Raw genomic sequence first — 26,213 nt, forward strand, 5'->3', positions numbered from 1 at the left:
GTAGGGCGGGATGTGAGGTGGGACCCCTTTCCCACCCCCCGGGTCCCACCTCACATCCCGCCCTACAGCTGTCGATCAAGAGATTTGCGTCAGGAACCGTGCTCCGGATGACGCAAACCTCTTGATCAACGGCGTTGTCCGGGGGTTAGGGGAGGAGATCTCCTAGGGCGGTGGCCTCCAGGTCGTCGCGGATCACTGCGGCGTCGCCCTCGATGACCAGGGTGAGGGCTTCCGGGTGCAGGTGGGTGGCTGCCGCCGCGGAGACCTGGGCCACGTCGGCGGAGAGCAGCGACTCGCGCAACCGCGCGTGGTAGTCGTCCGGCAGGTCGTGCACCACCAGGGTGGTCAGCGCGGAGGCGATCGCCCGAGGGCTCTGCAACTCGACCGACAGCTGCCCGGCCCGCCAGGAGCGGGCCACCTCAAGCTCGTCCTCGGTCACCCCGGTCGCCTGGGTACGGGTGATCTCGCCCACCGCCTCGACCAGGGCCGGCGCGGTGACCGCCGTCTGCACGCCGGAACTGACCGCGAACCGACCGAACCGCCGCGACGCGGCGAAGTCGCCCCGGATGCCGTAGGTGTAGCCGTGCACCTCCCGCAGCAGGTGGTTGAGTCGGGAGGTGAACGCCCCGCCGAGCACCGTGCCGGCGAGCGTCATCGGCACGTGGTCGGGGTGCCCTCGGTGTGGCGACGGGTGCCCCAGCCGCAGCGTGGACTGCACCGAGCCGGGCCGGTCCACCAGGATGATCCGCCGACCGTTGTGCAGCGGCACCTCGATGGGACCGCGCCGCTCGGCGGGGCCACCACCGGTGCCGGCGAACGCCGCGGCGGCCAGCTGGTCCAAGTCGATCCGGTCCAGGTCACCGGCGACGATCAGGGTGCCGGGGCGCAGGAACCACTCCGAGTGGAAGACCGTCACGTCCTCCACGTCCAACCCGGCGACCGACTCCGGGTCGCCGTGCATCGGCCGTCCCCAGCGGTTCTGCGCGCCGAACAGGTCGGCGCGCAGCGCGGCGTCGGCCCGCGGGCCGGGGTTGGCCCAGTCCATCCGGAGCGCGGTCGCCTCGTCGTCGCGGACCCGGCGTACGTCGGCAGGGTCGAGCCTGGGCGTCCGGACCGCCTCGGCGAGCAGTTCCACGGCGGCGTTCAGCCGGTCCACCGGGATCACCACGCTGGCCTGGAACGAGTCCCAGTCCAGACCGGTCGACAAAGCGGTGCCGAGCCCTTCGACGGCGAGCGCGTACGCGGCGGCGTCCCGCTGCGCGGTCCCCTCCTCCAACGCCTTGGCCAGCACACCGGACAAGCCCTCCTTGCCGACCGGCTCCTGACCCGCGCCCACGTCGAGCAGCAGCAGGGCCACGGCGAGGTTCTGCCCCGGCAGGTGCGCGGCGACGACCTGACCACCGGCCGCGGCGCGGCGGACCACCGGCGGGAACCGGTACGGGCGGGCGGCACCCGGGCCGGGACGGTCGGCGATCAGCGTCATGAGGTCTCCTCGGGCAGGTAGGTCAGGGTCACCCGGTCGGTGGCGAGCACGTCGGCGGCGGCCTCGGCGATCTGCTCGGCGGTCACCGCGAGCAGGGCCGGCAACTGCTCGGCGATGCGGGCCGGGTCACCGAACTGCGTGGCGTACCGGCCGAGCAGGTCCGCACGGCCGTCGACGGTGGACAGCTGACGCCACCATCCGGTGCTGAGCAACGCCTTGGCCCGATCCAGCTCGGTGGCGGTGACCGGCACGGTGGCCAACTCGTCGACGACCTCGGCCAGCCCTTCGGCCAGCCGCTCGGCGCTCACTCCGGGGCGGGCGGTGGCGGTGGCGATCAGCGGTGCCGGGGCGTGGGCGAGGTCCACCCCGTACGCCCCGACCAGGTCCGGTTGCGCGATCCGCTCGCCGTCGGCGAGGCGCTGGTAGAGCCGGCTGCCCCGGCCGCTGCCCAGGATGGTGGCGAGCACGGTGATCACGTTGTATCCCGGGCTGCCGAACGGGTAGCTGCGGTGGGCGATGTAGACCCGTGGCGCGGGCACGTCGGCGCTCACCGACTCGACGGCCGTCTGCCCGGTGGCGGGGACGCTGCGGCCGTCCGGTGCCGGCGGGATGTCGTCGCGGGCGGGCAGCGCGCCGAAGTACTTGTCGGCGAGCGCGAACACGTCGGAGGCGGTGGCGTCGCCGACGACGGTGAGCACCGCGTTGTTCGGCGCGTAGTAGGTCTGGTGGAACGCCTGGAAGGTGGCCAGGTCGGCGGCGTTCAGGTCGGCCATCGAGCCGATCGTCGCGTGGTGGTAGGGGTGCCCCGGCGGGTAGAGCAGCGGCAGCAACCGCAGCCAGGCGTCGCCGTACGGCACGTTCTCGTAGCGCTGCCGGCGCTCGTTCTTCACCACGTCCCGCTGGTTGTCCAGCGTCTCCTGGGTGAGGGCGGGGACCAGGCCGCCCATCCGGTCGGCCTCCAACCAGAGCGCCAGCTCCAGGTGCTCGGCCGGGACCGTCTCGAAGTAGTTGGTCCGGTCCGGGTTGGTGGTGGCGTTGAGCGAGCCGCCGGAGCCCTGGATCAGCTTCATGTGCTCGGTCTTCGCCACGTTCACCGAGCCCTCGAACATCAGGTGCTCGAAGAGGTGGGCGAAACCGGTCTGCCCGGCCGGCTCGTGCCGGGAGCCGACGTCGTACCAGAGGTTGACGGCCACGGCGGGCGCGGTGCGATCCTCACTCACCACCACGCGCAGGCCGTTGTCCAGTCGGGACGTCTGAATGGGCCAGGGGTAACCGCTGTCGGGCATGCCCCCGACGCTATCCGATCTCGGGGGCGGAAAGGTGACGTGCGGTCGGTCGGCGAGCCGACCCGGGCGGCATCGGAGCCGCCGCGTGGGGTACCGGAGAGCAATGACCGTCACCCCGCCTCCGTCCCGGTCCGCCGGCCGGGCCGCCACCGCCGTCGTACGCGCCAGCACCGCACTCGGCCGGCTGCGCCGCGGCCGGCTGCTGCATCCGGCCGGTCACTCGTTCGTCGGCGAGACGGTGATCTGGGGTACGCCCGGACCGCCCACCGGGGTCGCTCTGCTGGACCACCCCAGCCGGTACCGGACCACCATCCGGCTCTCCAAGGGGACGCCCACGCCCGGCAGTTGGCCCGACGTCCTGGGCCTCGCGCTGCGCCTGCACCGCGACGGCGGCCGGCCGTTCGACCTGCTGGTCAGCTCCAGCGGCGCAGCCCCGGTGCTGCGGAACCTGCCGCTGCCCCGACGCCGCTTCACCGGCACGTACAGCACGATCACGTACTACCGCGCGGGTCGGCGCCGCCTGTGGCTGGCCGCCCTGGCCGACCCCGACTCGGCCGACCTCGGTCGCAGCCTGGCCGCGGCGGCCGCCGCGACCCGGACGGACACGCCGTGCCTGGTGCTCGCGGTCGCGTCGGCGGTGGGGCCGTGGCGGCTGGTCGGGCAGGTCAGCCTCGATGCCCAGCTCAGCGCCGAGGAGGACGCGACGCTCGCGTTCGACCCGGTGCGCAACCTGCCACCCGGACTGCGGGTGGCAGGTCCGCTCGCCTGGCTGCGCGACCAGACCTACCGGGGGTCGCGCCGGGCCCGCGGGGCGACCGCTCAGTCCGGCGGTTCGACCGCCACCACGGTCTGATCCGAGGTACGACGCTCCAGCACCGTGTCCGGTGCCGCGTTCTGGTCCGCCTCGCGGATGTCCGAATCGGCGAGGATGGCCTCGGCCTGCGCCTCCGGGTCGTCGCTGCCCACCGCCTCCTCCTCGGGCAGGAGGTGGTGCGCGCGGGACTCCACCCGCTCCTGATCGCTCTGCTCGTGTGTCATGGCACCCCTGTTACCCCGACCGCACCCCCGGCACGCGATCTTCGCCCCGCATCTTGGGACGACAGGACGGGTGACCGCGTCCGGTCGGGTACGCTGGCCCGGTGACGCGTTCCTATCGATGGTTTAGGCAGCCGGCTCGCACGCCGGTGACTTCACCATGAACTGACGTCACCACGGACCGAGCCGGCTGGGCAGGAGCTGTCGTTCCTGCCCTTTTGCGTACGAGCAGCCGGCTCGTCCCGGGCACCGGCCCCGGGCACGGTCGGCGGAAGGATGCCCACCGTGACGACCCCGGAGACCGATCGGGTCAGCGATCAGCGGATCGACCGTGTCGTGCCGCTGACCACGCCCGCCCTGCTGCACCACGAGTTGCCCCTGGACGCCCCGCTCGCGTCGGCCGTGTTGACGGGCCGCCGCGCGGTCGGTCGCGTGCTGGACCGCGAGGACGACCGCCTGCTGGTGGTGGTCGGTCCCTGCTCGGTGCACGACCCGGCCGCCGCCCTGGACTACGCGCAGCGTCTTCGGACGGCAGCCGACCGGCTCGCCGACGACCTGCTGATCGTCATGCGGGTCTACTTCGAGAAGCCGCGCTCCACCGTCGGTTGGAAGGGCCTGATCAACGACCCCGGCCTGGACGGCAGCGGGGACGTCAACACCGGTCTGCGGCTGGCCCGGGCGCTGTTGCTCGACGTGCTCCGCCTCGGCCTGCCGGTGGGTTGTGAGTTCCTCGACCCGATCACCCCGCAGTACATCGCGGACACGGTGGCCTGGGGCGCGATCGGTGCCCGCACCGTGGAGAGCCAGGTGCACCGTCAGCTCGCCTCCGGCCTGTCCATGCCGATCGGCATGAAGAACCGCCCGGACGGCAGCATCGGCACGGCCGTGGACGCGATCCGCGCCGCCGGGGTGCCGCACGTCTTCCCCGGCATCGACTTCTCCGGCACTCCGGCGATCATGCACACCCGGGGCAACACCGACGGACACCTGGTGTTGCGCGGTGGGGGCGGCCGGCCCAACTACGACGCCCAGTCGGTCGCCGGGGCGCTCGACCTGCTCCGCGCCGCCGACCTGCCGGAGCGGCTGGTGATCGACGCCAGCCACGCCAACAGCGGCAAGGACCACCGCAACCAGCCGCTGGTCGCCGCGGACGTGGCCGCCCAGCTGTCCGCCGGCCAGCGTGGGATCACCGGCGTGATGCTGGAGTCGTTCCTGCTGCCCGGCCGGCAGGAGCTCGACCCGACCCGGGAGCTGGAGTACGGCCGGTCGGTCACCGACGCCTGCCTGGGCTGGGACGACACCGCCGAGGTGCTCGACCACCTCGCCTCCGCGGTGCGGGCCCGTCGGGCCACCCTGCCGACGACGGTGTGACCGCCGACACCGCGACCCGCGGAACACGAGCGGGGGTCGGCTCGTTGACAGGGGTGTCGGTGTGTCCAGTGTCCCCGGGCCTCACCTAATAGCCTTCGCGGAATACCGTCCGGCTGGAGCCGCGTAGTGCCACTCGCCGAGAGGCGACCTGCACACCGACACCAGCGCCGCCCCCGGCCCACAAGGCCGGGGGCGGCGCTGTCTGTATTGGGCGAGCCCCGGCGGACCCGGCCCGGCCGAGAGGGCCGAGCAACATCACCCTCGCCCGCGCTACCTCTTTGCCTTCCTTTGCTCTGCACCCGTCCGTGCACCACCTACCGAGCGTGACTGTCGCCTGGGCGGGTGCAGAGCAAAGGAGGGTTCGCGGGGCCATCGACCGAGAGCGCAGGCCGCCACCGGTCCGGGGTGACGTTTGACCGATTCCGCCCCGGGTAGCTGATCGACGTGACCGACGACGCATCCGTGGCCGACGAGCCGGACACGCAGGCCCTCGACGACCTGCTCGACGAGATCTTCCGGGCGCAGGAGCGGGTCACCCAGGCGGAGATCTATCGCCGGGCGGTGGCCGCCGAGCTTCCACCGGACCTGCTCGCCCGCATCGACGCGCTTCCCGAGGGTGAGTACGCGGTGGACGAGGCCAGCGACCTGCTGGGCGGTTCCATCGGCTGAGCGCCTGCCATCGAGTCAGCGACCGCAGAAGGGACACGACATGACGCACCACGAGGACCACGACGAGACGGTGCCGGCGCTGGGTCAGCCCCCGAAGGGCAGGGACACCACGCCCGAGCCGGACTTCGCCAACGAGCACGACCGCACGGCGGTGGATCGGGACATCATCACCGGGGCGGACGAGGACGAACGGGAGCCGGAGTCGCCGCACGGTTGGTCCGGCATGCAGCGCTGAGACGTACGCAGAAGGGGGGCCGGCATGCGCCGGCCCCCCTTCTCGTGTCCTGTTCGTCAGTCGTCGTCCTGGTGCCCACCCTCGGCGGCCTGCTGCGCCGTCGCGTACGCCATCTGGAGGAAGTCGGACGCGGCGACCGCCGTCAGCGCGGTGGCCACCAGGCGGGTGAGCCGGGGCGCGAGCACCAGGCCACCGGTCAGCCCGGTGGCCACCCAGACCGCCAGGCAGAACGGGCAGCTCAGCAGCTCGCCGATGGCGTGCCGGGTGGGGCTGCCCGAGTCGCGGACCTGCTCCATCACCTCGCCGCTGCCGATCGGACGGTCGTAGCGGGTGAACGGCGCCCGCAACGGGCTGGTCACCGCGTCCTTGGACAGCAACCGACTCAGCTTGTGCGTGGCGATGGAGAGCAGCACCACGTCGGACGGCGCGGGACGCTCCGGCACCGGTCGGCCGGTCGCCTTGACCAGGCCGGCGAGAGCTCCGGTCACCCCGGCGTAGGCGCCCATCGCCACCAGGTAGCCGCCGAGCGGCCGGTGCTCGTGCGGCGCGTACGCCCGGCGCAGCCGGGCCGCCTTCTGCCGCAGGCCAGTGTCGCTCACCCGATCTCCTCACGTGTCGTGGTGGTACGGGAACGGCGTCCCGCGCGGCCGGCTCAGCCGGCCTGGAGGTTGTCGGCGACCTCGCGTACCAGGTTGGTGAGCGCTTCGTCGGCCAATTGGTCCAGACTGGGCCCGCCGGACCCGTCGGCCAGGTCGAGCTGGATCCGGGCGCCACCGGAATCAGCCGGCTCCACCCGGATCTCGGCGGACCAGTCGTCGGTGTCGCCGTCGCCCCAGCGGGCGCGCAGCTCCTCGCCACTGATCTCCGCAGCGGGGCTGCCGTCGCCGCGCAGCGGCTCCGGCAGCCAGGCCGAGGCACGGTCGGGGTCGGTGGCCGTGTTGAAGACCACCTCGGGTGGCGCGGACATGCCGCGCACGGCGCGGGCCGCCATCAGGCGTCCCGCAGGCGGCTGGGATCGACCTCACGACCCGGGTGTCGGGCCAGGTACTCGGTCTCCAGCTCCGCCGTGCGCCGGAGATGGTTCGCGAGTGCGGAGTCCGCCGCGTGCCGCAGAGTGTCCAGGCGGGTTCGGTGCAGGCTGTGCATCTCGCGGATCAGGTCCTCGTCGGTCAGCTCCGTCGGGTCGATGCCGAGGTCGCCGTCGAGGCCGGAAGCGCCAGCCGGGTCGGCGAGCTGATCGCCGCCCCACTCGGGCACCCGCTGCTCCGGGCTCATATCCGCACTGCCGCTGGACGCAAAGTCGTCCTCACGTACCGATCCGGTCATGACCGCCCCCCTTGATCTCGTTTGGGCTGGCGTCTAGACGATTGCCCAGGCGTGGTGATGCCAAACCAAGCCCGCGAGGCGACGACTACGACACGGTGTCGGAGACCGGCAGCGCCCCCGGTACCCTCAATGACATGAGGCGGCTCTGGACCCCGGCGTGGATCGCACGCCACGTGGCCATGGTCGTGCTGGTCGTGAGCTTCCTCGGGCTGGGCTGGTGGCAGATCAGCCGGGCCGCGGCCGGCAACAGCCTGAGCTGGGGGTACGCGGTCGAGTGGCCGATCTTCGCCGGCTTCGTGGTCTACGTCTGGTGGCGTGAGGTGAAGCTGGCCCGCCGCAAGGCGGCGGAGGCCGACGCGCCGCCGGCGGATCCGGCCGTCGAGCCCGCGCCAACGGTCGCCGCCGGGTCCCGACCGGCGGTACGCCGCCCGGTGCGGGTGTCCCGGGTGCCGGCCACCGGCGATGTCGTCGAGGACACCGACCTGGCCGCCTACAACCACTACCTGTCATGGTTGAACGCCAATCCGGGCGCCCGGCCCGGTGACTATCCCGGCTGAGCCGGGCTCGGAAGGACGGACGAAGGTGGGCGCTGCCCTTACCCGGTACCGCGTGATCGCCTGGATCGTGGGCGTGGTGCTGATCCTGCTGGTCGTGATCGGCATGCCACTGAAGTACGCGTTCGACAACCCCGTCGTGGTGGAGACAGTGGGTCAGGCGCACGGCTTCCTCTACATGGTCTACCTGGCGGCCGCGTTCGACCTCAGCCGCCGGGCCGACTGGCCGCTGAAGCGGATGATCCTGGTCATGCTGGCCGGCACGGTGCCGTTCGTCTCGTTCTACGCCGAGCGCCGGGTCAGCGCCTGGGTGGCCGCGCCGCAGCAGGAACGGGCTCCGGAGCCGGTCGCCCGCTGAGCTTGCTGAGCGGCCGGTGGGCCGACGCGGCTCCGGCCCGCCGCCGTCGGGTCAACGGTTGGGCCGCCACGGGTCCGCTTCCGCGAGCGGGTCGACCCAACCGCCGTAGCGGTTGACCTCCCGGGCCCGCAGCAGCGACCGGGTGACCTGGCCGAACTGCCGTTCGTCGTCGGCACTGAACAGCAGCACCTCCGAGCCTTGGTACCACCCCCACAGTTCGTGCGGCGGTGGGCGCCAGCGATCGCCGACCAGGGCGAGAGCGGCCGGGAGCAGGAGCACCGCGCCGAGGATCAGGTACGCCTCGGCGGTGAGGCGTTGCAGACCGCCGGTGAAGCCGAGGAGCACCCCCACACCGCCGAGCATGCTGGCGGTGATGACCACGGCCCGGACGGCGATCCGGTCGTGCGGACCCCGGGTGGTACGCAGATGGGTCAGGTCGGCGACCCGGTAGCTGTTCCGACCGACGGTGAACCGGTCGACGGTCACGATGATGCCGGGCCTCGCGTACAGCAGGGTCGACCGGGCGCCCGGCACCGTTCGCGGCGGTCGCGTCTTTGCGCCTTCACGATTCACGGTTCCTCCCGAAGGGGACGGTTGGCCGAGTGGGCCCGCTGGCGACAGTCATCGCTGGCTGTCGACGGGATTCCCGGCTCCGGACTTCATTGTGTTGCGGCCCCGCCAGTCGACCTGGGCATTTACCGGGTCCCGACAGCTCGTCACGCCTGGGTGACATCGCCGAGAAACAGCATCCATTTCAGGTTTTATCGGTTATGGCGGCCAGGGCTCCGGCGGCATACGCCCGGAACGACGAAAGTCGTATATCCGTCATTAGCTCGCGAAAGGGGCATTGTTTCCTCGTTCTGAGGCGTCATCAGCCACGATGACGCCACCCAACCCACCGGCCCGACCGGCAACTCCCCCAACTTTCACCCCTGCTTCAACTGCGAGCGACAACCGTCCCGGGTTAGGTTGGGCGAGCCGGTCCGGCCCAGTGCCGTCCGCCCGGATGGCCCCGGCCGGTGTCGTCGAGGGCGTCAGCAGCCCCGGCGGCCGTGGGAGAGGGGCCTTCCGCTCTTGTCATCCCTGAGAAATCTGCTGCGCACCGTGGCGCTGGTCGGCATGTCGGCCGCGCTGATCGCCCCGACGGCGGTGGCCCAGGCCGAGCCGTCCCCCGCCGACCTGACCCGCCGGATCGAGACGTCCTCGGCCGAGTTGGAGCGGGTCGTCGAGTCGTACAACAAGCTGCGTGAGGAGATCAAGGCAAACGAGGCCGCCGTGGCCCGATTACAGACCCGCATCAGCCCGCTCGAACAGCAGGTCGAGCAGAGCCGGGCCGACGTGGCGGAGCTCGCCTCCACCGCGTACAAGAGTGGCGGCCTGCGCACCGCGGACGCCCTGCTGCGCCCGGGCGGCTCGGCCGCGCTGCTGGACCGGCTCGGCACGATCGAGCAGTTGACCCGCCAGCGGCAGGAGCGCATCTCCGGCTTCACGGCCGACCAGCAGCGGCTGCTCGACGAGAAGGCCCGCCTGGGCGCGACGTTGACCCGGCAGGCCGCGCAGGCTCGTCAGCTCGCCGCGGGTAAGAAGCAGATCGAGCAGGACCTGGCCAAGCTGTACGAGCTGCGCCGGCAGGCGTACGGGGCCGCCACCGAGCGACCCGAGCCCAAGGCGGCGACGACCGAGGCCAAGAACGTGCCCGCCGTGTCCGGTGCTGCCGGCACCGCGGTGCGTTACGCGTTCGGCGCGATCGGCAAGCCGTACATCTGGGCGGCCGACGGGCCGAACGGCTACGACTGTTCCGGCCTGACCTCGGCGGCCTGGCGGGCGGCCGGGAAGTCCCTTCCGCACAACACCCGGATGCAGTGGAGCGCGGTGGCCCACATCGGGCGGGGCGAACTACGCCCCGGTGACCTGGTGTTCTACAGCGGGCTCGGGCACGTCGCCCTCTACGTGGGCGACGGTCAGGTGATCGACGCGCCCAGCGCCGGTCGCAACGTGCTCAAGCGTGGCATGAACATGATGTCCATCCAGGGTTACGGCCGGGTCCGCTAACCACGACCGCAAACGGCGAACGGCCGGCGTCCCCCTATCGGACGCCGGCCGTTCGCCGTCATTACTACCAGGTCAGGCTGCTTGCAGCCCCTCCGCACGAGCCAGCTCGCGGAGCCGGCCGAGGGCCTGGATCTCCAGCTGCCGGATCCGCTCGCGGGACAGCGAGAACCGGGACGCCACCTCGGTGAGCGAGTGCTCCCGGCCGTCCTCCAGCCCGTAGCGGGCCCGCATGATGCCGGCGGACCGGTCGTCGAGGTGGTTGAGCAGCCCCTCGATGCGCTGCCGCTCCAGGCCGCTGAGGACGATGTCCTCCGGCGACGGCGCGTCACTGTCGGCGACCAGGTCACCGAGGTTCGTGTCGCCGTCGTCGCCCACCGGGGTGTCCAGTGAGACGGTGTCCTGCGACCAACGGCGCAGCTCGTTCACCCGCTCGACGGTGACGCCGAGGGCGTTGGCGATCTGCTCCGGCTCCGGGTCGCTGCCCAGCTCACGGGTCAACTGCCGGGCCACGTTGCGCATCCGGTTGACGTCCTCCACCAGGTGCACCGGTAGACGGACGGTGCGCTCCTGCTGGGCGATCGCCCGGCTGATCGCCTGCCGGATCCACCAGGTGGCGTAGGTGGAGAACTTGTAGCCGCGCTCGTAGTCGAACTTCTCGACCGCCCGGACGAGGCCGGTGTTGCCCTCCTGGATCAGGTCCAGCATGGGCATCCCCGAACGCACGTACCGTCGGGCGATCGACACGACCAGTCGGAGGTTGGCGCGGATGAATAGGTCCTTCGCCCGCTCCCCCTCGACGACCAGCCATTCCAGGTCGGCCCGGTCGACACCGGCGGGAAGGGCTTCCTCACCGAGCAGGTGCTCGGCGTAGAGGCCGGCCTCGATCGCCTTGGAGAGATCGACCTCCTTGGCGGCGTCCAGCAGTGGCGTCCGGGAGATCTCGTGCAGGTAGACGCCGACCAGGTCGCGCTCCTCGGCAACCTCGTCGGTTCGCATGCCGATGTTCTTGTCCACGTTGCCCACGGTCCCCTCGCTCGCGCCGGTTGCCCGGTTCCTTGCCATTCCCCACACCTGTCAGCCCCTGGTAACTTCTGCTGTGCCGATCGGTGCTGACACCTACACAACAGATGAGACGTGTCGGGGATTCCTCGTCGTGAGTCGAAAGTGTCACGAATGCCTGAGTAGTAGCTGAGAGCACGGTCCATGTTTGCTGTCAGCACCCCATCGGGTGGCTCGCCACTGGGCACCACGTACGGGTTACCGCACCATGGCAACACCGCCCGCCGTGGGGGCACAGCGACCCGGGTCACCACCGCGATGCGATCCTGGTCACTGCCAGATACGCACCGGTGGACCGGTCGGTTCATTCACGGGGGTGTTATTACCCCCCGGCCAGATGAACAATCCGAGGGACGGTTCGCTTCCCGGCGCGGGCGGCGCTATGAGGCGAGCAGGGCGAGGGCGCCGCGCACCTGGTCGGCCGAGCGGGCCAGCGCGGCCCGGGCGGCGGCGATCTCGGCGCCCGAGACGAGGGCGACGAGCGCCGTCTTCAGGTCCCCGTCGGCCTCGGTGAGGGCCTGCCGGGAGAGCTCCTCCGAGCAACCGGTGGCCTCGACCAGAATCGAGATCATTCGTCCGCGGAGTTTCGCGTTGGTGGCCACCATATCGATCATGAGGTTCGAGTAGACCCGCCCCAGGCGCACCATGACGGCGGTCGAGAACGTGTTGAGCACCAACTTCTGCGCTGTGCCCGCCTTCATCCGGGTCGACCCGGTGACCACCTCGGGTCCGGTGTCCACCCCGATGAACACGTCGACCGACCGGGCGGCCTCCGCCTCCGGATTGGCGCAGAGCAGCACGGTCGAAGCGCCCTTGGTACGGGCCGAGGCAAGCGCCCCGAGGACGTACGGGGTGCGTCCGCTGGCCGCCAGACCAACCACCAGGTCGCCGGCCCGTACACAACTGGCCGCTTCGACCGCGCCGCCCCGGTCGTCGTCCTCGGCGTCCTCGACGGCCCGCCACATGGCGTCCGGGCCTCCCGCGAGGTGCGCGCAGAACCAGTGTCGGGGCGAGTTGAAGGTGGGGGCCAGTTCGGCCGCGTCGAGCACGCCCAGTCGGCCGGAGGTGCCAGCCCCGAAGTAGTGCACCCGGTGACCGCCGCGAAGCGCCGCGACCGCCAGGTCGACGGTGGTGGCGATCTCGTCGAGCACCGCGGCGACCGCAGCGGGCACCCGCCGGTCCGCCTCGTTGATCACGGTGAGCACGTCCCGGGTCGACATCAGGTCGAGGTCGACGCTGAGCGGGTTACGCCGTTCGGTGGGGGCACCCACCCGGACCGTGGGGCGAGCGGGCCGTGCGGGCATCTCCGCACCGGCCGTCATGCCCGCCTCCGGTTGGCACCCACCCGGTGCGACTGAACCGCCTCGGCGGTCGCCTCCAGGGCCTTGCGGGCCCGGGCCCGGTTGCGGGCGGCCACCCCGACGAAGAGACAGTCGACCACGGTGAGCTGGGCCAGTCGGCTGGCCGTCGCGCCGGAGCGGTAGGTGGTCTCCCGGGCCGCCGTGGTCAGCACGAAGTCCGCCACGTCGGTGATCGGCGAGCGCGGGAAGTTGGTCAGCGCCACTGTCGCGGCACCACGGGTACGAGCCTGCTCCAGCACCTCGATCACGTCGGAGGTGGTGCCGGTGTGCGAGATGCCGATCGCCACGTCCCCCCGGCCCAGGAGGGCTGCAGAGGTCAGCGCGGTGTGCACGTCGGGGAAGTAGAAGGCGATCCGGCCGATGCGGTGCAGCTTCTGCTGGAAGTCCGAGGCGACGAACCCGCTGGCGCCGGCGCCGTAGATGTCGATCCGACCGGCACCGCTGATCGCCTCGACCACCTGCTCGCAGACGGCGGGGTCGAGTTGCTCGGCGGTCTCCTCGACGGCGCGGGCGTCGTTGAACGCGATGGTGGCGATGATCTGGGCGAGGTCGGCGCCGGGCGGGATGTCACCGCCGACCACTCGGGCGTCCGGTGGCTCGATCCGGCGGGCGGCCTCGGCGGCGAGGCGGATGCGCAGTTGGGGGTAACCGTCCATGCCCACCGAACGGCAGAACCGGATGACGGTCGCCTCGGATGTCTCGGCTGCGGTGGCGAGGTCGGTGATCGTCCGACGGGCGGCGGCCGCCGGGTCGGAGACCACCAACCGGGCGACCCGCTGCTCGGCGGGCGACAGCGACGGCAACAGCCCGCTGATGTGGACGATCAGCCCACCGGGCTCGTGACTCGCAGAAATCTTCGCACTCTTCGCCACGGATGAAACTTACTTTCACCAGGCGTGAGCGTCAACTATGACTGTCCGAGGTGGGGGAAACTTCGATCGCCGGGATCACCGGTCCCGCACAGCCTGCCACTTCCCCAGGATCGCCGCCTCATCCGCCGGGTCGAGTCCACCCTGCCGGACGGCCGCCGGGTGCGCGGTCATCCAGGACGCGGTCGCCCGAACGGTGTCGGCCAGCGGACGGATCGTCAGACCGGCGTCCAGGGCCGCTCGGACGTCCCGGTCCATCAGGCCGGCGGTCTCCGGCAGCCGCACCCAGAGTGGCAGCGCCCGCTCCCCCGACCACTCGCGTACGTCGTTGGACAGCAGGAACTCCTGGTCGACCCAGGTGAAGGCCGGATCGGCGATGCCCAGCCCGGCGGCCACCCCGGCCAACATCTCGGCCCGGGACATCGCCGGACCGCTGCCGTCGTACGTGCCGCCGAGGCGGGTGCCGGCGGCGTGCAACAGCCAACCGGCCAGATCGGCGACGTCCACGAACTGCACCCGATCGGTCGGGTGCCCGGGGGCCAGCACCTCACCACCGGCCGACAGCCGCCGCACCCAGTACGGGAAACGATCGCTCGGATCCTCTGCGCCGACGATCAGCCCCGCCCGGCAGATGAACGAACGATCCACGCCCATCCGCTCCCGGACCAGCTCCTCGATGCTCACCTTGCACTCGCCGTACCAGCGGTGGTCCGGGCCGACCGGACCGTCCACGTCCGCCGGTGCGGCCGGCAGCACGGGCGCGTCCGCGGCGCTCTGGCCCGGGGTGGTGTTGTCCGCGTACACCGAGATCGTCGACACGAACGACCAGTGGCCGACGTGGTCGGCGAGCGCGTCCAGCGCGTGCCGGGCGTGGCTGATCTGGCGGGTCACGTCGACCACGGCGTCGAAGCCCGCGGCGGCGAGCGGGACGAGCGACTCGGGGTCATCGCGGTCGGCCGCCACGAACCGCGCCCCGGCCGGCACCGCCCCGGACACGCCCCGGGCCGCACAGGTCACCTCGTGCCCCTGTTCGACGGCGAGCCGTGCCGTCGCCCGACCGAGGAACCGGGTGCCACCGAGAATGAGGATGCGCATCCGCCGATCCTGCGCCCCCGAGGGCCGAACGTCCCAACCAATCTGCCCACGGCAGACCGCGATCATGACGTTGTTGCCACTCAGCTCGGCGTGTCACGGCAACAACGTCATGATCGACGGAGGGGCTCGAAGCGGCGGGGGCACTAGCGTGGGGCGTATGGGAGAGCGCAGCGTGTTGGTGACCGGGGGTTCCGGCGGGCTCGGCGGGGCGGTCGTCACCGCGTTCGTCGAGGCGGGCTGGCGGGTGGTCGTACCGGAGCGGAAAGCCCGGCCCGGGTCGGAGCCGGCGGCGGCCGGACTGGTCCGGGTGGTCGCGGACCTGGGCGAGCCGGCGGGCGCGGCGCAGGCGGTCGAGGCCGCGGCCGGCGAACCGGCGGCGCCGCTGCGCGCGGTGGTCAACCTCGTCGGGGGGTACGCCAGCGGCGGGTTGGTGCACGAGACCCCGGTCGAGGAGTTCGAGCGGATGCTCACCGTCAACCTGCGGCCGACCTACCTGGTCACCCAGGCAGCGCTGCCGCACCTGGTGGCGTCCGGCGGCGGCGCGGTGGTCTGCGTCTCGGCCCGCGCGGCGGTCAACCCGTTCCGCGGTGCGGCCGGCTACTCGACGGCCAAGGCGGCGGTTCTGGCCTTCGCCAACGCGGTCGCGGTGGAGTACCGGTCGCAGAACGTGCGCTGCAACACCGTGCTGCCCAGCGTCATCGACACCCCGGCGAACCGGGCGGCCCAGCCCGACGCCGACCATTCCCGCTGGGTCACCCCGGCCGAGATCGCGCCGGTGATCCGGTTCCTCGCGTCGGCCGATTCCGCCCCGACCAGTGGCGCCACCGTGCCGGTCTACGGGCGGGCCTGAGCCACCACAGGGCCGACGTCCTCTCCGCCCGAGGCGGACGGCGGAAGCCAGGTCTCCAGGTGCGCCTGAATCTGCTCGGTCACCTCCTCGGCCGGGCGGCCCGCGTCCACCAGCACGAAGCTGGGGTACTCGGGCAGTGCCCGGTAGGCGGTGTCGGCGGCGGTCAGCCACCCCATCGTCTCGTGGTCGGTACCGCGTTTCTCGATGCGCCGGTACGCCTCCGCCGGGTCGACGGCGAGCAGGAAGGTCACCTGCGGCGTCGGGAACAGCCGGTAGCCGGCCCGGGCGAGCCGCTCCCAGCGCTGCCCGCCGTGCGCGCGGATGCTCGCGTACTGGCAGGCCGAGTAGCGGTCCATCACCGCCGTCCGGCCGGTGAGCAGACAGCTGAGCAGGGCGATGGCGATGGCCAGCCAGCGCAGCACCGACTCCACGGCCAGCACGCCGTCGCGACCGACGAGCCGTTGCGCGTCCGGTCGGCCGAGGCGTTGGGCGAGTCGGCCGAGCCAGCGGCGGCCACTGGCGTTGCGGCGGTAGGTGGCGGGGCGTCCGGCGGCATTCAGCGCGTCGGCCAGCCGGTGTGCCTGCGTGGTCTTGCCCGAACCGTCGATCCCGATCAGGGCGACGGTGCGCAATCGGGCCTTGCGTCGTCGCATCCCCGATGATCTGGCCACTCTCCACAGGTTATCCGACCCGCGCACCTGGTCCGCGAGGTTTGTGGTGCTTCATCCCTGTTGACGCCCGACCGAGACACCAGCAGGTGTGGACGACCGGAATGCCGGGTACCGGAGTTCGAAATCCAACCGCCGGTCCACCAACACGACGACGGGAGAACCAGATGGCTGAGCGCGGAGACGAGAGTCTTGTGCACACCCTCAAGAAGGTCGCCGCCGTGCTCAAGCAGTCCGAGATTCCGTTCGCCCTGGGCGGCAGCTTCGCGGTCTACGCCCACGGGGGCCACTCCAGTGATCACGACGTCGACTTCCTGATCCGGGAGGCCGACGTGGAAGAGGCACTGGAGGCCCTGGTGGCCGCCGGCTTCGTCGCCGAGCGTCCACCGGAGGACTGGCTGGTGAAGGTCTTCGACGACGGCCGGATGGTGGACCTGATCCACCGGCCGATCGAGACGCCGGTGACCGAGGAGACGTTCGCCGACACGGTCATCCGACCGGTGGACGCGATTCACATGCCGGTGCTGTCCGCGACCCAGCTGATGGTGCACAAACTGCTCAGCTTCTCCCAGCACTACTGCGACTTCGCCCGCGGGCTGCCGCTGGCCCGCTCGCTGCGGGAGCAGATCGACTGGGAACGGGTACGCAAGGAGACGCAGCACTCGCCGTACGCCGAGGCGTTCCTGGTGCTGCTGGACCGGCTGGAGGTGGTGCCGGCAGCCGGCACCCAGCCAGGAGAGGGGACATCGTGACCGATCGCGACATCGGTGCCGACCCACCGGACGAGTACGTCGAGGCGGAGATCCAACGGCTGCTCGTCGAGGACCCCGCCGTCGCCGAACAGGGGATCACAGTGGTTCGCCGCGAACGCGCCCTCGTGCTCTACGGCGAGGTGGAGAGCCCGCACCGGCGGGAGGAGATCCTGCGTCGGGTGTCCGAGCGCTTCCCGGACGTGCCGATCACCAGCGACATCGGTGTGATCGGCGCCCAGGCGCCCACGGAGATCGAGCAACTGCCCTGAGGAGGTTCCATGGTGATCCGGCTTGCCGCTGTGGGCGACGTGCATCTGGACGAGGACGTGGTCGGCCGGTTCCGACCGGCGTTGGAGGAGCTGCCGGAGTGCGCCGACGTGCTGCTGCTGGCCGGTGACCTGACCCGGCACGGCACCGAGGCCGAGGCGCGCTGCGTGGCAGAGGAGTTCGGTGGGTTGGCCGTACCGGTGGTGACCGTGCTGGGCAACCACGACCACCAGTGTGACCAGGTGCCACAGGTGGTCAAGGTGCTGGAGGACGCGGGCATCACCGTGCTGGAGGGCAACGGCGTCGTGCTGGACTGCGCGGGTGGCCGGCTCGGCATCGCCGGCGTCAAGGGCTTCGGCGGCGGGTTCGCCGGGCGGTGCGCCAGTGACTTCGGCGAGCCGGAGATGAAGGCCTTCGTGCGGACCACCACCGACAGCGCGGACCGGCTCGGTGCGGCGCTGCGCTCACTGGACTGCGACATGCTGGTCGCGCTCACGCACTACTCGCCGGTGCCGGACACGCTGGTCGGCGAGCCGTTGGAGATCTACCCGTTCCTGGGGTCGTACCAGTTGGGGCAGGCGATCGACTCGGCGCCCACGGCGCTGGCCGTGCACGGGCACGCGCACGCCGGCACCGAACGCGGCACTACCCCCGGCGGGGTACGAGTCCGCAACGTCGCGCACCCGGTGATCAAGCAGGCGTACAGCGTCTTCCACGTTGGCGATCAACTCGACACCGACCAGGTTTCCCCGATCGGCCAGTCGGGTAGTCAGAGGTCATGGAGCTGATTCTCTGGATTCTCGCAGTCGTACTCGTGGTCGCCGGCATCCTCGCGCTGTTCCGCCGGCAGATCCTGTGGGGCATCGTCCTCATCGTCGTCGGGCTGTTGGTCGGCCCGGGTGGCGTCAGCATTTTCAATTAGCGCTCATACGCCTCGACACCGGGACCCGCCGGGGTCGCCGCGACCGAAGCTTCGTCCTCCCGACAGAAGCATCGGCCGTGGCGATCCCGGCGCTTTTTCGTGGCTGGCCGGCCCCGTGAACCACCCTCCCGCTCGGCGGTTTGATCCGACCCCGATGGGAAATATCTCGACGATGGAGATGTCTCAGGACGCGCCGGCGACCTCCGGGCGGCGAGCGTGGTGGGCCCTCGCTGGCTTCGCGGCGGCGGTCTTCGTGGCCGCCGCGATCGGCGGGCTGGGCGTGCAGGGCACCACCGCGGAGTACGCGAACCTACGGCAGCCCAGCTGGGCCCCGCCGTCGTGGCTGTTCGGCCCGGTCTGGTCGCTGCTCTACGCGCTGATCGCGGTGGCCGGCTGGCTGGTCTGGCGCCGGGTCGGCTTCTCCCCCGCCCTCTGGGCGTGGACCGCCCAACTGGTGCTCAACGCGATCTGGACCCCGCTGTTCTTCGGCGCGGGGCAGTACGGGCTGGCGTTCGCCGAGATCGTGCTGATGTGGCTGGCGATCGGCCTGACCGTGGTGCTGTTCGCCCGGGTGTCCCGGGTGGCGACGGCGCTGATGCTGCCGTACTGGGCCTGGGTCACCTTCGCCGCCGCGTTGAACCTGTCGATCTGGCAGCTGAACAACTGACCGCACGGTCCCCGGCGGCGGCGTCCGCCGGGGACCGTGGCCGTCACCGGGTCAGCAGCGGGGCACGCCGGGGATGTATCCGTCGGAGCCGGTGTACACGTACGCGTCCGCGATGAACCGGCCGGAGCCGATCCGGTCCCAGATCGAGCTGGTGCCGTATGTGCCGGTGACCGTGGTGCCGCTGGTCTGGCAGGCGATGGTCACCCGGGTGCCGTCGGCGACGGTACCCACCGAGGCGTACCCGGTGCCGGGGCCGGAACGGACGGTCAGCGGCGTGCCGCTGGTGTCGACAGTGCCGTTGCCGCTGCCCGAAGAGCACCCGTTGCCACTGGTGTAGCTCTTGGTGCCCCAGTACAGCGCCAGGGTGCCGTTGAAGCGGACCTGAATGTCGGCACCGTTGAGGCGCTGCTCGTAGTGCAGGTGCGGGCCGGTCGATCCCCCGGTGCTGCCGACCCAGCCGATCACCTTGCCGTACCCGACCGTCTGCCCGACCGAGACGTTGAAGCCGCTGAGGTGCGCGTAGTAGGTGCTGTAACCGCCCCCGTGGTTGATTCGGACGTATTTGCCGTAGCTGGTGCCGCCGAGGTCGGTGACCCGGTCGACGGTGCCGGGTGCGCTGGCGACCACCGGGTCGCCGGAGTCGTCGGTGCGGTTGAAGTCGACCGCGTAGGCCGGGCTGTGGTCCGACCGGGTCTGCCCGGACCAGGTCTGCCCGCACGGGAACGGCACCCTGAAGGTCGGCGCGGCCAGCGCGGGTGTCGCCGGCGCCACTGCTCCCCCGACCAAGAGACCCGTCACCAGCAGGCTGATCCACCGCTTTCGCATACAGCTCCTCCTATGTCGAAAACCTTCGATCCGAGGTGGCCAGCCTGACAGATATCGTCAATCTTCGAAAGAGTCCTCAGCTTGTCCCGGGAGCGCGCCCACCAGGCAGACCGCAGGTTTCCGGATTGTTACTCGCTCGTGTCTGACAGGGGGTGGACCGGGCCGGATGCAAGCGCTTACATGTGTGCACGCCCAATCGGACCGGCGACAGGTCACCAGCACGACCGCGCCGGCTAGGAAGGAGGACGGCATGGCGGTCTTTACCAGACCACGCCAGGCCTTCGTGATCGCCGGTGTACTCGGGCTGGCGCTCAGCGCCACCGCCTGTGGTACCGGCGACGACAAGAAGAGCAGCAAAGCGGGCTCCGCGGAGTGCGCCGCATACGACAAGTACGAGGGCCACGACGGCAAGAAGGTCTCCATCTACGCGTCCATCCGTGACGCCGAGGCCGACCTGCTCAGGAACTCCTGGAAGACGTTCGAGGACTGCACCGGCATCGAGATCGACTACGAGGGCAGCGGCGAGTTCGAGGCGCAGCTCCCCGTCCGGGTCGACGGCGGCAACGCCCCCGACATCGCCTTCGTGCCCCAGCCGGGCCTGGTGAAGCGATTCGCGGACGCCGGCAAGCTGAAGTCCCTCGGCGCCGACACCAAGGCCCTCGCCGAGCAGAACATGCCGGCCGACTGGCTGAAGTACGGCACCGTGAACGGGACGCTCTACGGCGTGCCGCTCGGCGCCAACGTGAAGTCCTTCGTCTGGTACTCGCCGAAGACCTTCAAGGAGAAGGGCTGGGAGATCCCGACCACCTGGGACCAGCTCATCGCCCTGAGCGACAAGATCGCCGCCAGCGGCACGAAGCCGTGGTGCGCGGGCGTCGAGTCCGGTGACGCCACCGGCTGGCCGGCCACCGACTGGATCGAGGACGTGGTCCTGCGTACGCAGGGTCCCGAGGTCTACGACCAGTGGACCACCCACGCCATCCCGTTCAACGACCCGAAGATCGTCGACGCGGTCGACCGCGCCGGCAGCATCCTCAAGAACGAGAAGTACGTCAACGGCGGCTTCGGCGGCGTCAAGAGCATCACCACCACCGCCTTCCAGGAGGCGGGCCTGCCGGTGACCACCGGCAAGTGCGCGATGCACCGACAGGCGTCGTTCTACGCCAACCAGTTCCCCGAGGGCACCAAGGTGGCCGAGGACGGCGACGCGTTCGCCTTCTACTTCCCGGCCATCGACCCGGCCAAGGGCAAGCCGGTGCTGGGCGCAGGCGAGTTCGTCGTCGGCTACGCCGACCGTCCCGAGGTCCAGGCCGTGCAGACCTACCTCGTCTCGGCGGAGTACGTGAACAGCCGCGCGAAGCTCGGCAACTGGGTGACGGCGAACAACAAGCTGGACATCGCCAACGTCGCCAGCCCGATCGACAAGCTCTCCGTCCAGATCCTCCAGGACAAGACGGGCACCTTCCGCTTCGACGGATCCGACCTGATGCCGGCCGCCGTCGGCGCGGGAACGTTCTGGAAGGGCATGGTCGAGTGGCTGAACGGCAAGGCGACCGCCCCGGTGCTCCAGGGCATCGAGAGCAGCTGGCCTAAGTGATCCCGGCGGTGGCCCGGTCCGCTGACGCGGGCCGGGCCACCGGCCGCGGTGGACCTGGAAGGGAGGGTTGATGGAGTTCGACTTCGCCGATCAGCAGCCGAAGCTCCTCATGCTGATGTACGGGCTGGTCGCCTTCGTGCTGGTGGTGGGTGGTCTCCTACTGCTGCTCGACGTGGTGCCGGCCTGGTTCGCCCGGCGACGGGAGGCGCAGCTCGTCGCCGCCTCGGTGGGTGGTGCTCCACTTCCCCGTCGACCCAAGCAGCGGGAGGGGATCTTCGCGCTCTTCTTCCTGCTGCCGACGCTGCTGCTGCTCACCATCGGTCTGGTCGTGCCGGCCATCCGCACCGTGCTGCTCTCCCTGATGAACAGGACCAGCACGGAGTGGGTGGGGTTGGACAACTTCGGCTGGATGTTCTCCGACGACGCGATCGTCCGGGTCCTGATCAACACCCTGATCTGGGTGCTCCTGGTCCCGCTGGTGGCGACCGGCTTCGGCCTGATCTACGCCGTACTGGTGGACAAGGCCCGCTTCGAGGCCGTGGCCAAGTCACTGATCTTCCTGCCGATGGCCATCTCCTTCGTCGGCGCCAGCATCATCTGGAAGTTCGTCTACGCCTACCGAGGTGAGGGCGACCAGATCGGTCTGCTCAACCAGATCGTGGTCAGCCTGGGCGGTGAGCCCAAGCAGTGGCTGCTCGAATCGCCGCTGAACACGCTGCTGCTGATCGTCATCATGGTCTGGATCCAGGCCGGCTTCGCCATGGTGGTGCTCTCCGCCGCGATCAAGGCGATCCCCGGCGACATCGTCGAGGCCGCCCGGCTCGACGGTGTCAGCCCGTGGCAGATGTTCTGGCAGATCACCATGCCGAGCATCCGACCGGCGCTGATCGTCGTGATGGTGACCCTCACGATCGCCACGCTCAAGGTCTTCGACATCGTCCGGACCTCGACGAACGGCAACTACGACACCAGCGTGATCGCCAACGAGATGTACAACCAGGCGTTCCGGTACAGCGAGAACGGGCGGGGTTCCGCGCTCGCGGTCTTCCTCTTCCTCCTGGTCATCCCGGTCGTGATCTACCAGGTCCGTAACCTCCGTCAACAGCGGGAGGGCTGAGATGACCACCGCAACGCCCACCGTCGCCGCCGGCACCCAGAAGACCGACGGCACCCCGACCACCACGGCCGGCCGGGTCCGCAAGCGGTTGAACAGCCGCACCGCGACGCTCGTCTCGATCGTCATCGCGGTGGTCTGGACCATCCCGACCTTCGGCCTGCTCGTCTCCTCCCTCCGACCGGAGGACGAGATCAAGACCACCGGCTGGTGGACCTCGTTCACCAACCCGCAGTTCACCTTCGAGAACTACGAGCAGGTCCTGTTCGGGCGTTCGTCGTCCTCCGGGCAGCTCGCCGGTTCCTTCATCAACTCGCTGGCGATCACCATCCCGTCGGTGCTCTTCCCGCTCGCCTTCGCGTGCCTCGCCGCGTACGCGCTGGCGTGGATCAACTTCCGCGGCCGGGACTGGGTCTACATCGCGATCTTCGCGTTGCAGATCGTGCCGTTGCAGATGGCCCTGGTGCCGCTGCTGAGGTTCTTCTCCACCGGGGTCAGCCTCGGCGGCGTCACCCTGATGCCGGCCTGGGACCTGGTCGACGAGCAGAAGTTCGCCCAGGTGTGGTTCGCCCACACCTGCTTCGCGCTTCCGTTCGCCGTGTTCCTGCTGCACAACTTCATCTCGCAACTGCCGGGGGACCTGATGGAGGCGGCCCGGGTCGACGGGGCCACCCACCCGAAGATCTTCCGCACCATCGTGCTGCCGCTGATCACCCCAGCGCTGGCGGCGTTCGGCATCTTCCAGTTCCTCTGGGTCTGGAACGACCTGCTGGTGGCGCTGATCTTCGCGGGCGGCGGCGATGAGACCGCCCCGCTGACCGTCCGGCTCGCCGAGATGGCCGGCACCCGAGGCAACGAGTGGCAGCGCCTCACCGCCGGTGCGTTCGTCAGCATCGTCGTACCGCTCATCGTGTTCCTGTCCCTGCAGCGTTTCTTCGTGCGAGGTCTGCTCGCCGGCAGCGTCAAGGGCTGACCCGCGCGTCCGCCGCCGCCTGGCCCCTCGGGCGGCGGCGGACGCTCCGGGCACCGAGCGGGGGAAACCGTGACGAGGATCGATGATGTGGCCCGGCTGGCCGGCGTGTCCACGGCCACCGTCTCGCGGGCGCTGCGCGGACTACCGACGGTCTCGGCCGCCACCCGACGCCGGGTACTCGCCGCCGCCGAGCAACTCGACTACGAGGTCTCACCGAGCGCGTCCCGGCTCGCCGGCGGCCGGACCGGCACGGTCGCCGTGGTGGTCCCCCGGATCACCCGCTGGTTCTTCAGCACCGTCGTCGAGGCGGTCGAGGAGTACCTCCACCAGTCCGGCTACGACCTGCTGCTCTACAACCTGGGCGGCCGGGAGCAGGTCCGCCAGCGGGTCCTGCGTACGGCCAACCTGCACAAGCGGGTGGACGCCATGATGCTGGTCGCCACGCCCCTGCGCCCGGCCGACCTGACCGCGCTGGCCACACTGGAACTGCCCGGCGTCACCATCAGCTCGGGCAGCAGGGTGCCCAACTGGCCGTGCGTACGCATCGACGACGTGGCGGCCGCGCGGGTCGCGACCAAGCATCTGATCGACCTCGGCCATCACCGGATCGCCCACATCTCCGGCGACCCGGACGACGAGTTGGCCTTCACCACCCACCTCGACCGACGTCGGGGTTACCAGGCGGCGCTGCGCTCCGCCGGCCTGCGACCCGACCCCACCCTGGACATCGAGTCCACCTTCACCATCGACGGCGGCAACCGGGCCACCGCCGAGCTGCTGGCCCGCGGCGAGCCACCGACCGCGATCGTCGCCGCCTGCGACGAGATGGCGATGGGCGCGATGACCGCCCTGCGCGACGTCGGACTGCGGGTGCCGCAGGACGTCAGCGTGGTCGGCATCGACGACCACGACCTGGCCGGTGTGCTCGGGCTCAGCACTGTCGCCCAGCCCGCCGCCGAGCAGGGCCGGCTGGCCGCCCAGATGCTGCTCGACCCGCTCGGGGCCCGACCGCCGGGCCCCATCGTCAGTCAGCGGCGCGCCGGTTGCGACACTCCGGTGGTCCTGCCCACTCGGTTGGTGGTCCGGGATTCGACCGCACCGCCCCGGGCACACTGAAATCCAAACACCGCAACACGGGAGACGACCCTGAACACCGACCCGACGCAGCAGACCCCCTCCGGTCACCCGGCCACCGGCTGGTGGACCGAGGCCGCCATCTACCAGATCTACCCCCGCTCGTTCGCCGACTCGGACGGGGACGGAATCGGTGACCTGCCCGGCATCACCGCCCGCCTGGACCACCTGGTCGAGCTGGGCGTGGACGCGGTGTGGCTCTCTCCCTTCTACCCCTCGCCGCAGGCCGACGCCGGCTACGACGTGGCCGACTACCGCGACATCGACCCGCTGTTCGGCACCCTCGCCGACGCGGACAAGTTGATCGCCGAGGCCCGGTCCCGCAACCTGCGGGTGATCGTCGACCTGGTCCCGAACCACACCTCCTCGGCGCATCGCTGGTTCCAGGCCGCGCTGCCGGCCGCGCCCGGCAGCGCGGAGCGGTCGCGGTACATCTTCCGGGACGGCCGTGGTCCGACCGGCGACCAGCCGCCGAACGACTGGCAGAGCGTCTTCGGTGGCCCGGCCTGGACCCGGACGGTCGACGCCGACGGACAGCCCGGCCAGTGGTACCTGCACCTGTTCGACACCGGGCAGCCCGACCTCAACTGGGACAACCCGGAGGTGCACGCGGAGTTCCTGGACGTGCTGCGCTTCTGGCTGGACCGCGGCGTGGACGGCTTCCGGGTCGACGTGGCGCACGGCCTCATCAAGCAGGCCGACCTGGCCGACTGGCAGGAACCGCAGGAGATCCTCTCCGGCAACGAGATCGACAAGCCCCGCCCGCCGATGTGGGACCAGGACGGCGTGCACGAGATCTACCGGCAGTGGCGGCAGGTCCTGGACAGCTACCCCGGCGAGCGGGTGCTGGTCGCCGAGGCCTGGGTGGAACCGGCCGAGCGGCTGGCCCGCTACGTCCGCCCGGACGAGATGCACCAGGCGTTCAACTTCGAGTACCTGCTCGCCTCGTGGAGCGCACCGGCCCAGTACGCGGTGATCACCCGTTCGTTGGAGGCGACCGACTCGGTCGGCGCGCCGACCACCTGGGTGCTGTCCAACCACGACGTGGTGCGGCACGCCTCCCGGCTCGGCCTGCCGGTCGGCACCGTACGCCCCAACGGCATCGGCATCGGCGACCCGCAGCCGGACGCCGCCCTCGGTCTGCGCCGGGCCCGGGCGGCCACCCTGCTGATGCTGGCGCTGCCCGGCTCGGCGTACCTCTACCAGGGTGAGGAGCTGGGGCTGCCCGAGCACACCACCATGCCCGACGAGGCCCGGCAGGACCCGACCTGGGCCCGCAGTGGGCACACCCAGCGCGGCCGGGACGGCTGCCGGGTGCCGATCCCGTGGGAGGCCGACGCCCCGTCGTACGGCTTCGGGCCGACCGACGCGAGCTGGTTGCCGCAGCCTGCCCTCTGGGCGGAGTACGCGCTGGACCGCCAACGCGACGTGCCCGGTTCCACGTACGAGCTGTACCGCACGGCGTTGCGGTTGCGCCGCTCACACGGTCTGGGTCGCGGCACCCTGGAGTGGTTGTCCTCCGGCGACGAGGTGCTGAGCTTCCGCAACGGTGAGCTGACCGTGCTGACCAACTTCGGTGCCGCCCCGGTGCCGCTGCCGGCCGGTGCCGAGGTGCTCGCCGCCAGCGCGCCCCTGGACGACGACGGCGCGGTCCCGGCCGACGTGACCGTCTGGCTGCGAGGCTGATCTCG

General features: G+C 70.9%; 31 protein-coding genes. 18 read left to right on the forward strand and 13 right to left on the reverse strand.

The features are described 5' to 3' along the window. Nucleotides 1-145: 145 nt before the first annotated feature. A complete protein-coding gene (locus tag DLJ58_RS20695; protein ID WP_124858673.1) occupies nt 146-1,483 on the reverse strand; it encodes a M16 family metallopeptidase in 1,338 nt (445 codons plus the stop codon). Further along, the gene (locus tag DLJ58_RS20700) at nt 1,480-2,769 is read right to left on the reverse strand and encodes a M16 family metallopeptidase (protein WP_124858674.1); all 1,290 of its coding nucleotides are present in this window, start codon (nt 2,767-2,769) and stop codon (nt 1,480-1,482) included. The genes DLJ58_RS20695 and DLJ58_RS20700 overlap by 4 nt, the downstream gene beginning before the upstream one ends. A 103-nt stretch (nt 2,770-2,872) precedes the next feature. On the opposite strand from DLJ58_RS20700, the gene DLJ58_RS20705 reads away from it, so the two are divergent. After that, the gene (locus DLJ58_RS20705; RefSeq protein WP_124858675.1) at nt 2,873-3,622 is read left to right on the forward strand and encodes a phosphodiesterase; all 750 of its coding nucleotides are present in this window, start codon (nt 2,873-2,875) and stop codon (nt 3,620-3,622) included. Here DLJ58_RS20705 and DLJ58_RS20710 read toward each other — a convergent pair. Next, the gene (locus DLJ58_RS20710) at nt 3,589-3,807 is read right to left on the reverse strand and encodes a hypothetical protein (protein ID WP_091405628.1); all 219 of its coding nucleotides are present in this window, start codon (nt 3,805-3,807) and stop codon (nt 3,589-3,591) included. The two genes, DLJ58_RS20705 and DLJ58_RS20710, sit on opposite strands and share 34 nt — an antisense overlap. 273 nt (nt 3,808-4,080) lie before the next feature. On the opposite strand from DLJ58_RS20710, the gene DLJ58_RS20715 reads away from it, so the two are divergent. The 3 genes from DLJ58_RS20715 to DLJ58_RS20725 all read left to right on the forward strand — a co-directional run bounded on the left by DLJ58_RS20715 (nt 4,081) and on the right by DLJ58_RS20725 (nt 6,079). After that, nucleotides 4,081-5,175: a 3-deoxy-7-phosphoheptulonate synthase gene (locus DLJ58_RS20715; RefSeq protein ID WP_124858676.1), complete on the forward strand. Its 1,095-nt coding sequence runs from the start codon at nt 4,081-4,083 to the stop codon at nt 5,173-5,175. A 435-nt stretch (nt 5,176-5,610) separates the two neighbouring features. Further along, the gene (locus DLJ58_RS20720) at nt 5,611-5,844 is read left to right on the forward strand and encodes a hypothetical protein (RefSeq protein WP_386997473.1); all 234 of its coding nucleotides are present in this window, start codon (nt 5,611-5,613) and stop codon (nt 5,842-5,844) included. A 40-nt stretch (nt 5,845-5,884) separates the two neighbouring features. Beyond that, on the forward strand, nt 5,885-6,079 hold the full coding sequence (locus tag DLJ58_RS20725; RefSeq protein ID WP_124858678.1) for a hypothetical protein: 195 nt from the start codon (nt 5,885-5,887) through the stop codon (nt 6,077-6,079). A 56-nt stretch (nt 6,080-6,135) separates the two neighbouring features. Here the strand turns inward: DLJ58_RS20725 and DLJ58_RS20730 are convergent, their stop codons facing one another. The 3 genes from DLJ58_RS20730 to DLJ58_RS20740 are packed head-to-tail and all read right to left on the reverse strand — an operon-like array spanning nt 6,136 to nt 7,405. Then, nucleotides 6,136-6,678 carry a DUF1360 domain-containing protein gene (locus tag DLJ58_RS20730; RefSeq protein ID WP_124858679.1) on the reverse strand — a complete coding sequence of 181 codons (543 nt, stop codon included), beginning with the start codon at nt 6,676-6,678 and terminating at the stop codon, nt 6,136-6,138. Nucleotides 6,679-6,731: 53 nt separating this feature from the next. Further along, nucleotides 6,732-7,070, reverse strand: a complete 339-nt coding sequence (locus DLJ58_RS20735; protein WP_124858680.1) for an SRPBCC family protein — start codon at nt 7,068-7,070, stop codon at nt 6,732-6,734. Next, nucleotides 7,070-7,405: a DUF6158 family protein gene (locus tag DLJ58_RS20740; RefSeq protein ID WP_124858681.1), complete on the reverse strand. Its 336-nt coding sequence runs from the start codon at nt 7,403-7,405 to the stop codon at nt 7,070-7,072. Before DLJ58_RS20740 ends, DLJ58_RS20735 begins: the two co-directional genes overlap by 1 nt. Nucleotides 7,406-7,539: 134 nt before the next feature. Here DLJ58_RS20740 and DLJ58_RS20745 point away from each other — a divergent pair, with 134 nt between their 5' ends. Next, complete coding sequence (locus tag DLJ58_RS20745) at nt 7,540-7,962, forward strand: hypothetical protein (RefSeq protein WP_208741238.1); 423 nt, start codon at nt 7,540-7,542, stop codon at nt 7,960-7,962. 25 nt (nt 7,963-7,987) lie between these two features. Further along, complete coding sequence (locus tag DLJ58_RS20750) at nt 7,988-8,317, forward strand: DUF3817 domain-containing protein (protein ID WP_124858683.1); 330 nt, start codon at nt 7,988-7,990, stop codon at nt 8,315-8,317. A 51-nt stretch (nt 8,318-8,368) separates the two neighbouring features. Here the strand turns inward: DLJ58_RS20750 and DLJ58_RS20755 are convergent, their stop codons facing one another. Beyond that, complete coding sequence (locus DLJ58_RS20755; RefSeq protein WP_124858684.1) at nt 8,369-8,890, reverse strand: DUF6232 family protein; 522 nt, start codon at nt 8,888-8,890, stop codon at nt 8,369-8,371. A gap of 501 nt (nt 8,891-9,391) precedes the next feature. Here DLJ58_RS20755 and DLJ58_RS20760 point away from each other — a divergent pair. After that, nucleotides 9,392-10,369, forward strand: coding sequence for a C40 family peptidase (locus DLJ58_RS20760; protein ID WP_124858685.1), 978 nt, complete (start codon nt 9,392-9,394; stop codon nt 10,367-10,369). A gap of 72 nt (nt 10,370-10,441) precedes the next feature. Here the strand turns inward: DLJ58_RS20760 and DLJ58_RS20765 are convergent, their stop codons facing one another. The 4 genes from DLJ58_RS20765 to DLJ58_RS20780 all read right to left on the reverse strand — a co-directional run bounded on the left by DLJ58_RS20765 (nt 10,442) and on the right by DLJ58_RS20780 (nt 14,753). Further along, complete coding sequence (locus tag DLJ58_RS20765; protein WP_124858686.1) at nt 10,442-11,431, reverse strand: sigma-70 family RNA polymerase sigma factor; 990 nt, start codon at nt 11,429-11,431, stop codon at nt 10,442-10,444. Nucleotides 11,432-11,808: 377 nt separating this feature from the next. Then, on the reverse strand, nt 11,809-12,750 hold the full coding sequence (gene murQ / locus DLJ58_RS20770; protein WP_124858687.1) for an N-acetylmuramic acid 6-phosphate etherase: 942 nt from the start codon (nt 12,748-12,750) through the stop codon (nt 11,809-11,811). Further along, nucleotides 12,747-13,661 carry a MurR/RpiR family transcriptional regulator gene (locus tag DLJ58_RS20775; protein WP_091405675.1) on the reverse strand — a complete coding sequence of 305 codons (915 nt, stop codon included), beginning with the start codon at nt 13,659-13,661 and terminating at the stop codon, nt 12,747-12,749. The genes murQ and DLJ58_RS20775 overlap by 4 nt, the downstream gene beginning before the upstream one ends. A gap of 75 nt (nt 13,662-13,736) precedes the next feature. Further along, nucleotides 13,737-14,753, reverse strand: coding sequence for an NAD-dependent epimerase/dehydratase family protein (locus DLJ58_RS20780; RefSeq protein WP_124858688.1), 1,017 nt, complete (start codon nt 14,751-14,753; stop codon nt 13,737-13,739). 157 nt (nt 14,754-14,910) lie between these two features. Here DLJ58_RS20780 and DLJ58_RS20785 point away from each other — a divergent pair, with 157 nt between their 5' ends. Further along, entirely contained in the window at nt 14,911-15,603 is a 693-nt protein-coding gene (locus DLJ58_RS20785; RefSeq protein WP_124858689.1) for an SDR family NAD(P)-dependent oxidoreductase, read from the forward strand. Here the strand turns inward: DLJ58_RS20785 and DLJ58_RS20790 are convergent. Next, nucleotides 15,588-16,256: a dTMP kinase gene (locus tag DLJ58_RS20790; protein WP_124858708.1), complete on the reverse strand. Its 669-nt coding sequence runs from the start codon at nt 16,254-16,256 to the stop codon at nt 15,588-15,590. The two genes, DLJ58_RS20785 and DLJ58_RS20790, sit on opposite strands and share 16 nt — an antisense overlap. Nucleotides 16,257-16,438: 182 nt before the next feature. Between DLJ58_RS20790 and DLJ58_RS20795 the strand changes: the two genes are divergently transcribed. The 5 genes from DLJ58_RS20795 (at nt 16,439) to DLJ58_RS20810 (ending at nt 18,879) form a co-directional block, all read left to right on the forward strand. Further along, nucleotides 16,439-17,023 carry a nucleotidyltransferase family protein gene (locus DLJ58_RS20795; RefSeq protein ID WP_091405683.1) on the forward strand — a complete coding sequence of 195 codons (585 nt, stop codon included), beginning with the start codon at nt 16,439-16,441 and terminating at the stop codon, nt 17,021-17,023. Further along, entirely contained in the window at nt 17,020-17,292 is a 273-nt protein-coding gene (locus DLJ58_RS20800; RefSeq protein ID WP_124858690.1) for a hypothetical protein, read from the forward strand. Before DLJ58_RS20795 ends, DLJ58_RS20800 begins: the two co-directional genes overlap by 4 nt. Before the next feature lie 9 nt (nt 17,293-17,301). Continuing rightward, entirely contained in the window at nt 17,302-18,078 is a 777-nt protein-coding gene (locus tag DLJ58_RS20805; protein WP_124858691.1) for a metallophosphoesterase family protein, read from the forward strand. After that, the gene (locus DLJ58_RS34105) at nt 18,069-18,212 is read left to right on the forward strand and encodes a GPGG-motif small membrane protein (RefSeq protein ID WP_007464364.1); all 144 of its coding nucleotides are present in this window, start codon (nt 18,069-18,071) and stop codon (nt 18,210-18,212) included. Before DLJ58_RS20805 ends, DLJ58_RS34105 begins: the two co-directional genes overlap by 10 nt. A 172-nt stretch (nt 18,213-18,384) precedes the next feature. Then, on the forward strand, nt 18,385-18,879 hold the full coding sequence (locus tag DLJ58_RS20810) for a TspO/MBR family protein (RefSeq protein ID WP_124858692.1): 495 nt from the start codon (nt 18,385-18,387) through the stop codon (nt 18,877-18,879). 51 nt (nt 18,880-18,930) lie between these two features. On the opposite strand, the gene DLJ58_RS20815 is transcribed toward DLJ58_RS20810, so the two are convergent. Continuing rightward, nucleotides 18,931-19,677, reverse strand: coding sequence for a M23 family metallopeptidase (locus DLJ58_RS20815; protein ID WP_244219057.1), 747 nt, complete (start codon nt 19,675-19,677; stop codon nt 18,931-18,933). A 277-nt stretch (nt 19,678-19,954) separates the two neighbouring features. Between DLJ58_RS20815 and DLJ58_RS20820 the strand changes: the two genes are divergently transcribed. From DLJ58_RS20820 to DLJ58_RS20840, 5 genes are all read left to right on the forward strand, one after another. Continuing rightward, the gene (locus DLJ58_RS20820; protein WP_124858694.1) at nt 19,955-21,301 is read left to right on the forward strand and encodes an ABC transporter substrate-binding protein; all 1,347 of its coding nucleotides are present in this window, start codon (nt 19,955-19,957) and stop codon (nt 21,299-21,301) included. A gap of 70 nt (nt 21,302-21,371) precedes the next feature. Beyond that, nucleotides 21,372-22,418, forward strand: a complete 1,047-nt coding sequence (locus DLJ58_RS20825; protein WP_124858695.1) for a carbohydrate ABC transporter permease — start codon at nt 21,372-21,374, stop codon at nt 22,416-22,418. A 1-nt stretch (nt 22,419) separates the two neighbouring features. Continuing rightward, nucleotides 22,420-23,388 carry a carbohydrate ABC transporter permease gene (locus DLJ58_RS20830; RefSeq protein WP_124858696.1) on the forward strand — a complete coding sequence of 323 codons (969 nt, stop codon included), beginning with the start codon at nt 22,420-22,422 and terminating at the stop codon, nt 23,386-23,388. A 69-nt stretch (nt 23,389-23,457) separates the two neighbouring features. Then, nucleotides 23,458-24,504 (forward strand): LacI family DNA-binding transcriptional regulator, encoded by a 1,047-nt coding sequence (locus DLJ58_RS20835; protein WP_124858697.1) that lies wholly within the window; start codon nt 23,458-23,460, stop codon nt 24,502-24,504. A gap of 30 nt (nt 24,505-24,534) precedes the next feature. Next, on the forward strand, nt 24,535-26,208 hold the full coding sequence (locus DLJ58_RS20840; RefSeq protein WP_124858698.1) for a glycoside hydrolase family 13 protein: 1,674 nt from the start codon (nt 24,535-24,537) through the stop codon (nt 26,206-26,208). Nucleotides 26,209-26,213 lie beyond the last annotated feature (5 nt).

This window comes from Micromonospora arida (genome assembly GCF_003857035.1).
Lineage (GTDB): Bacteria > Actinomycetota > Actinomycetes > Mycobacteriales > Micromonosporaceae > Micromonospora > Micromonospora arida.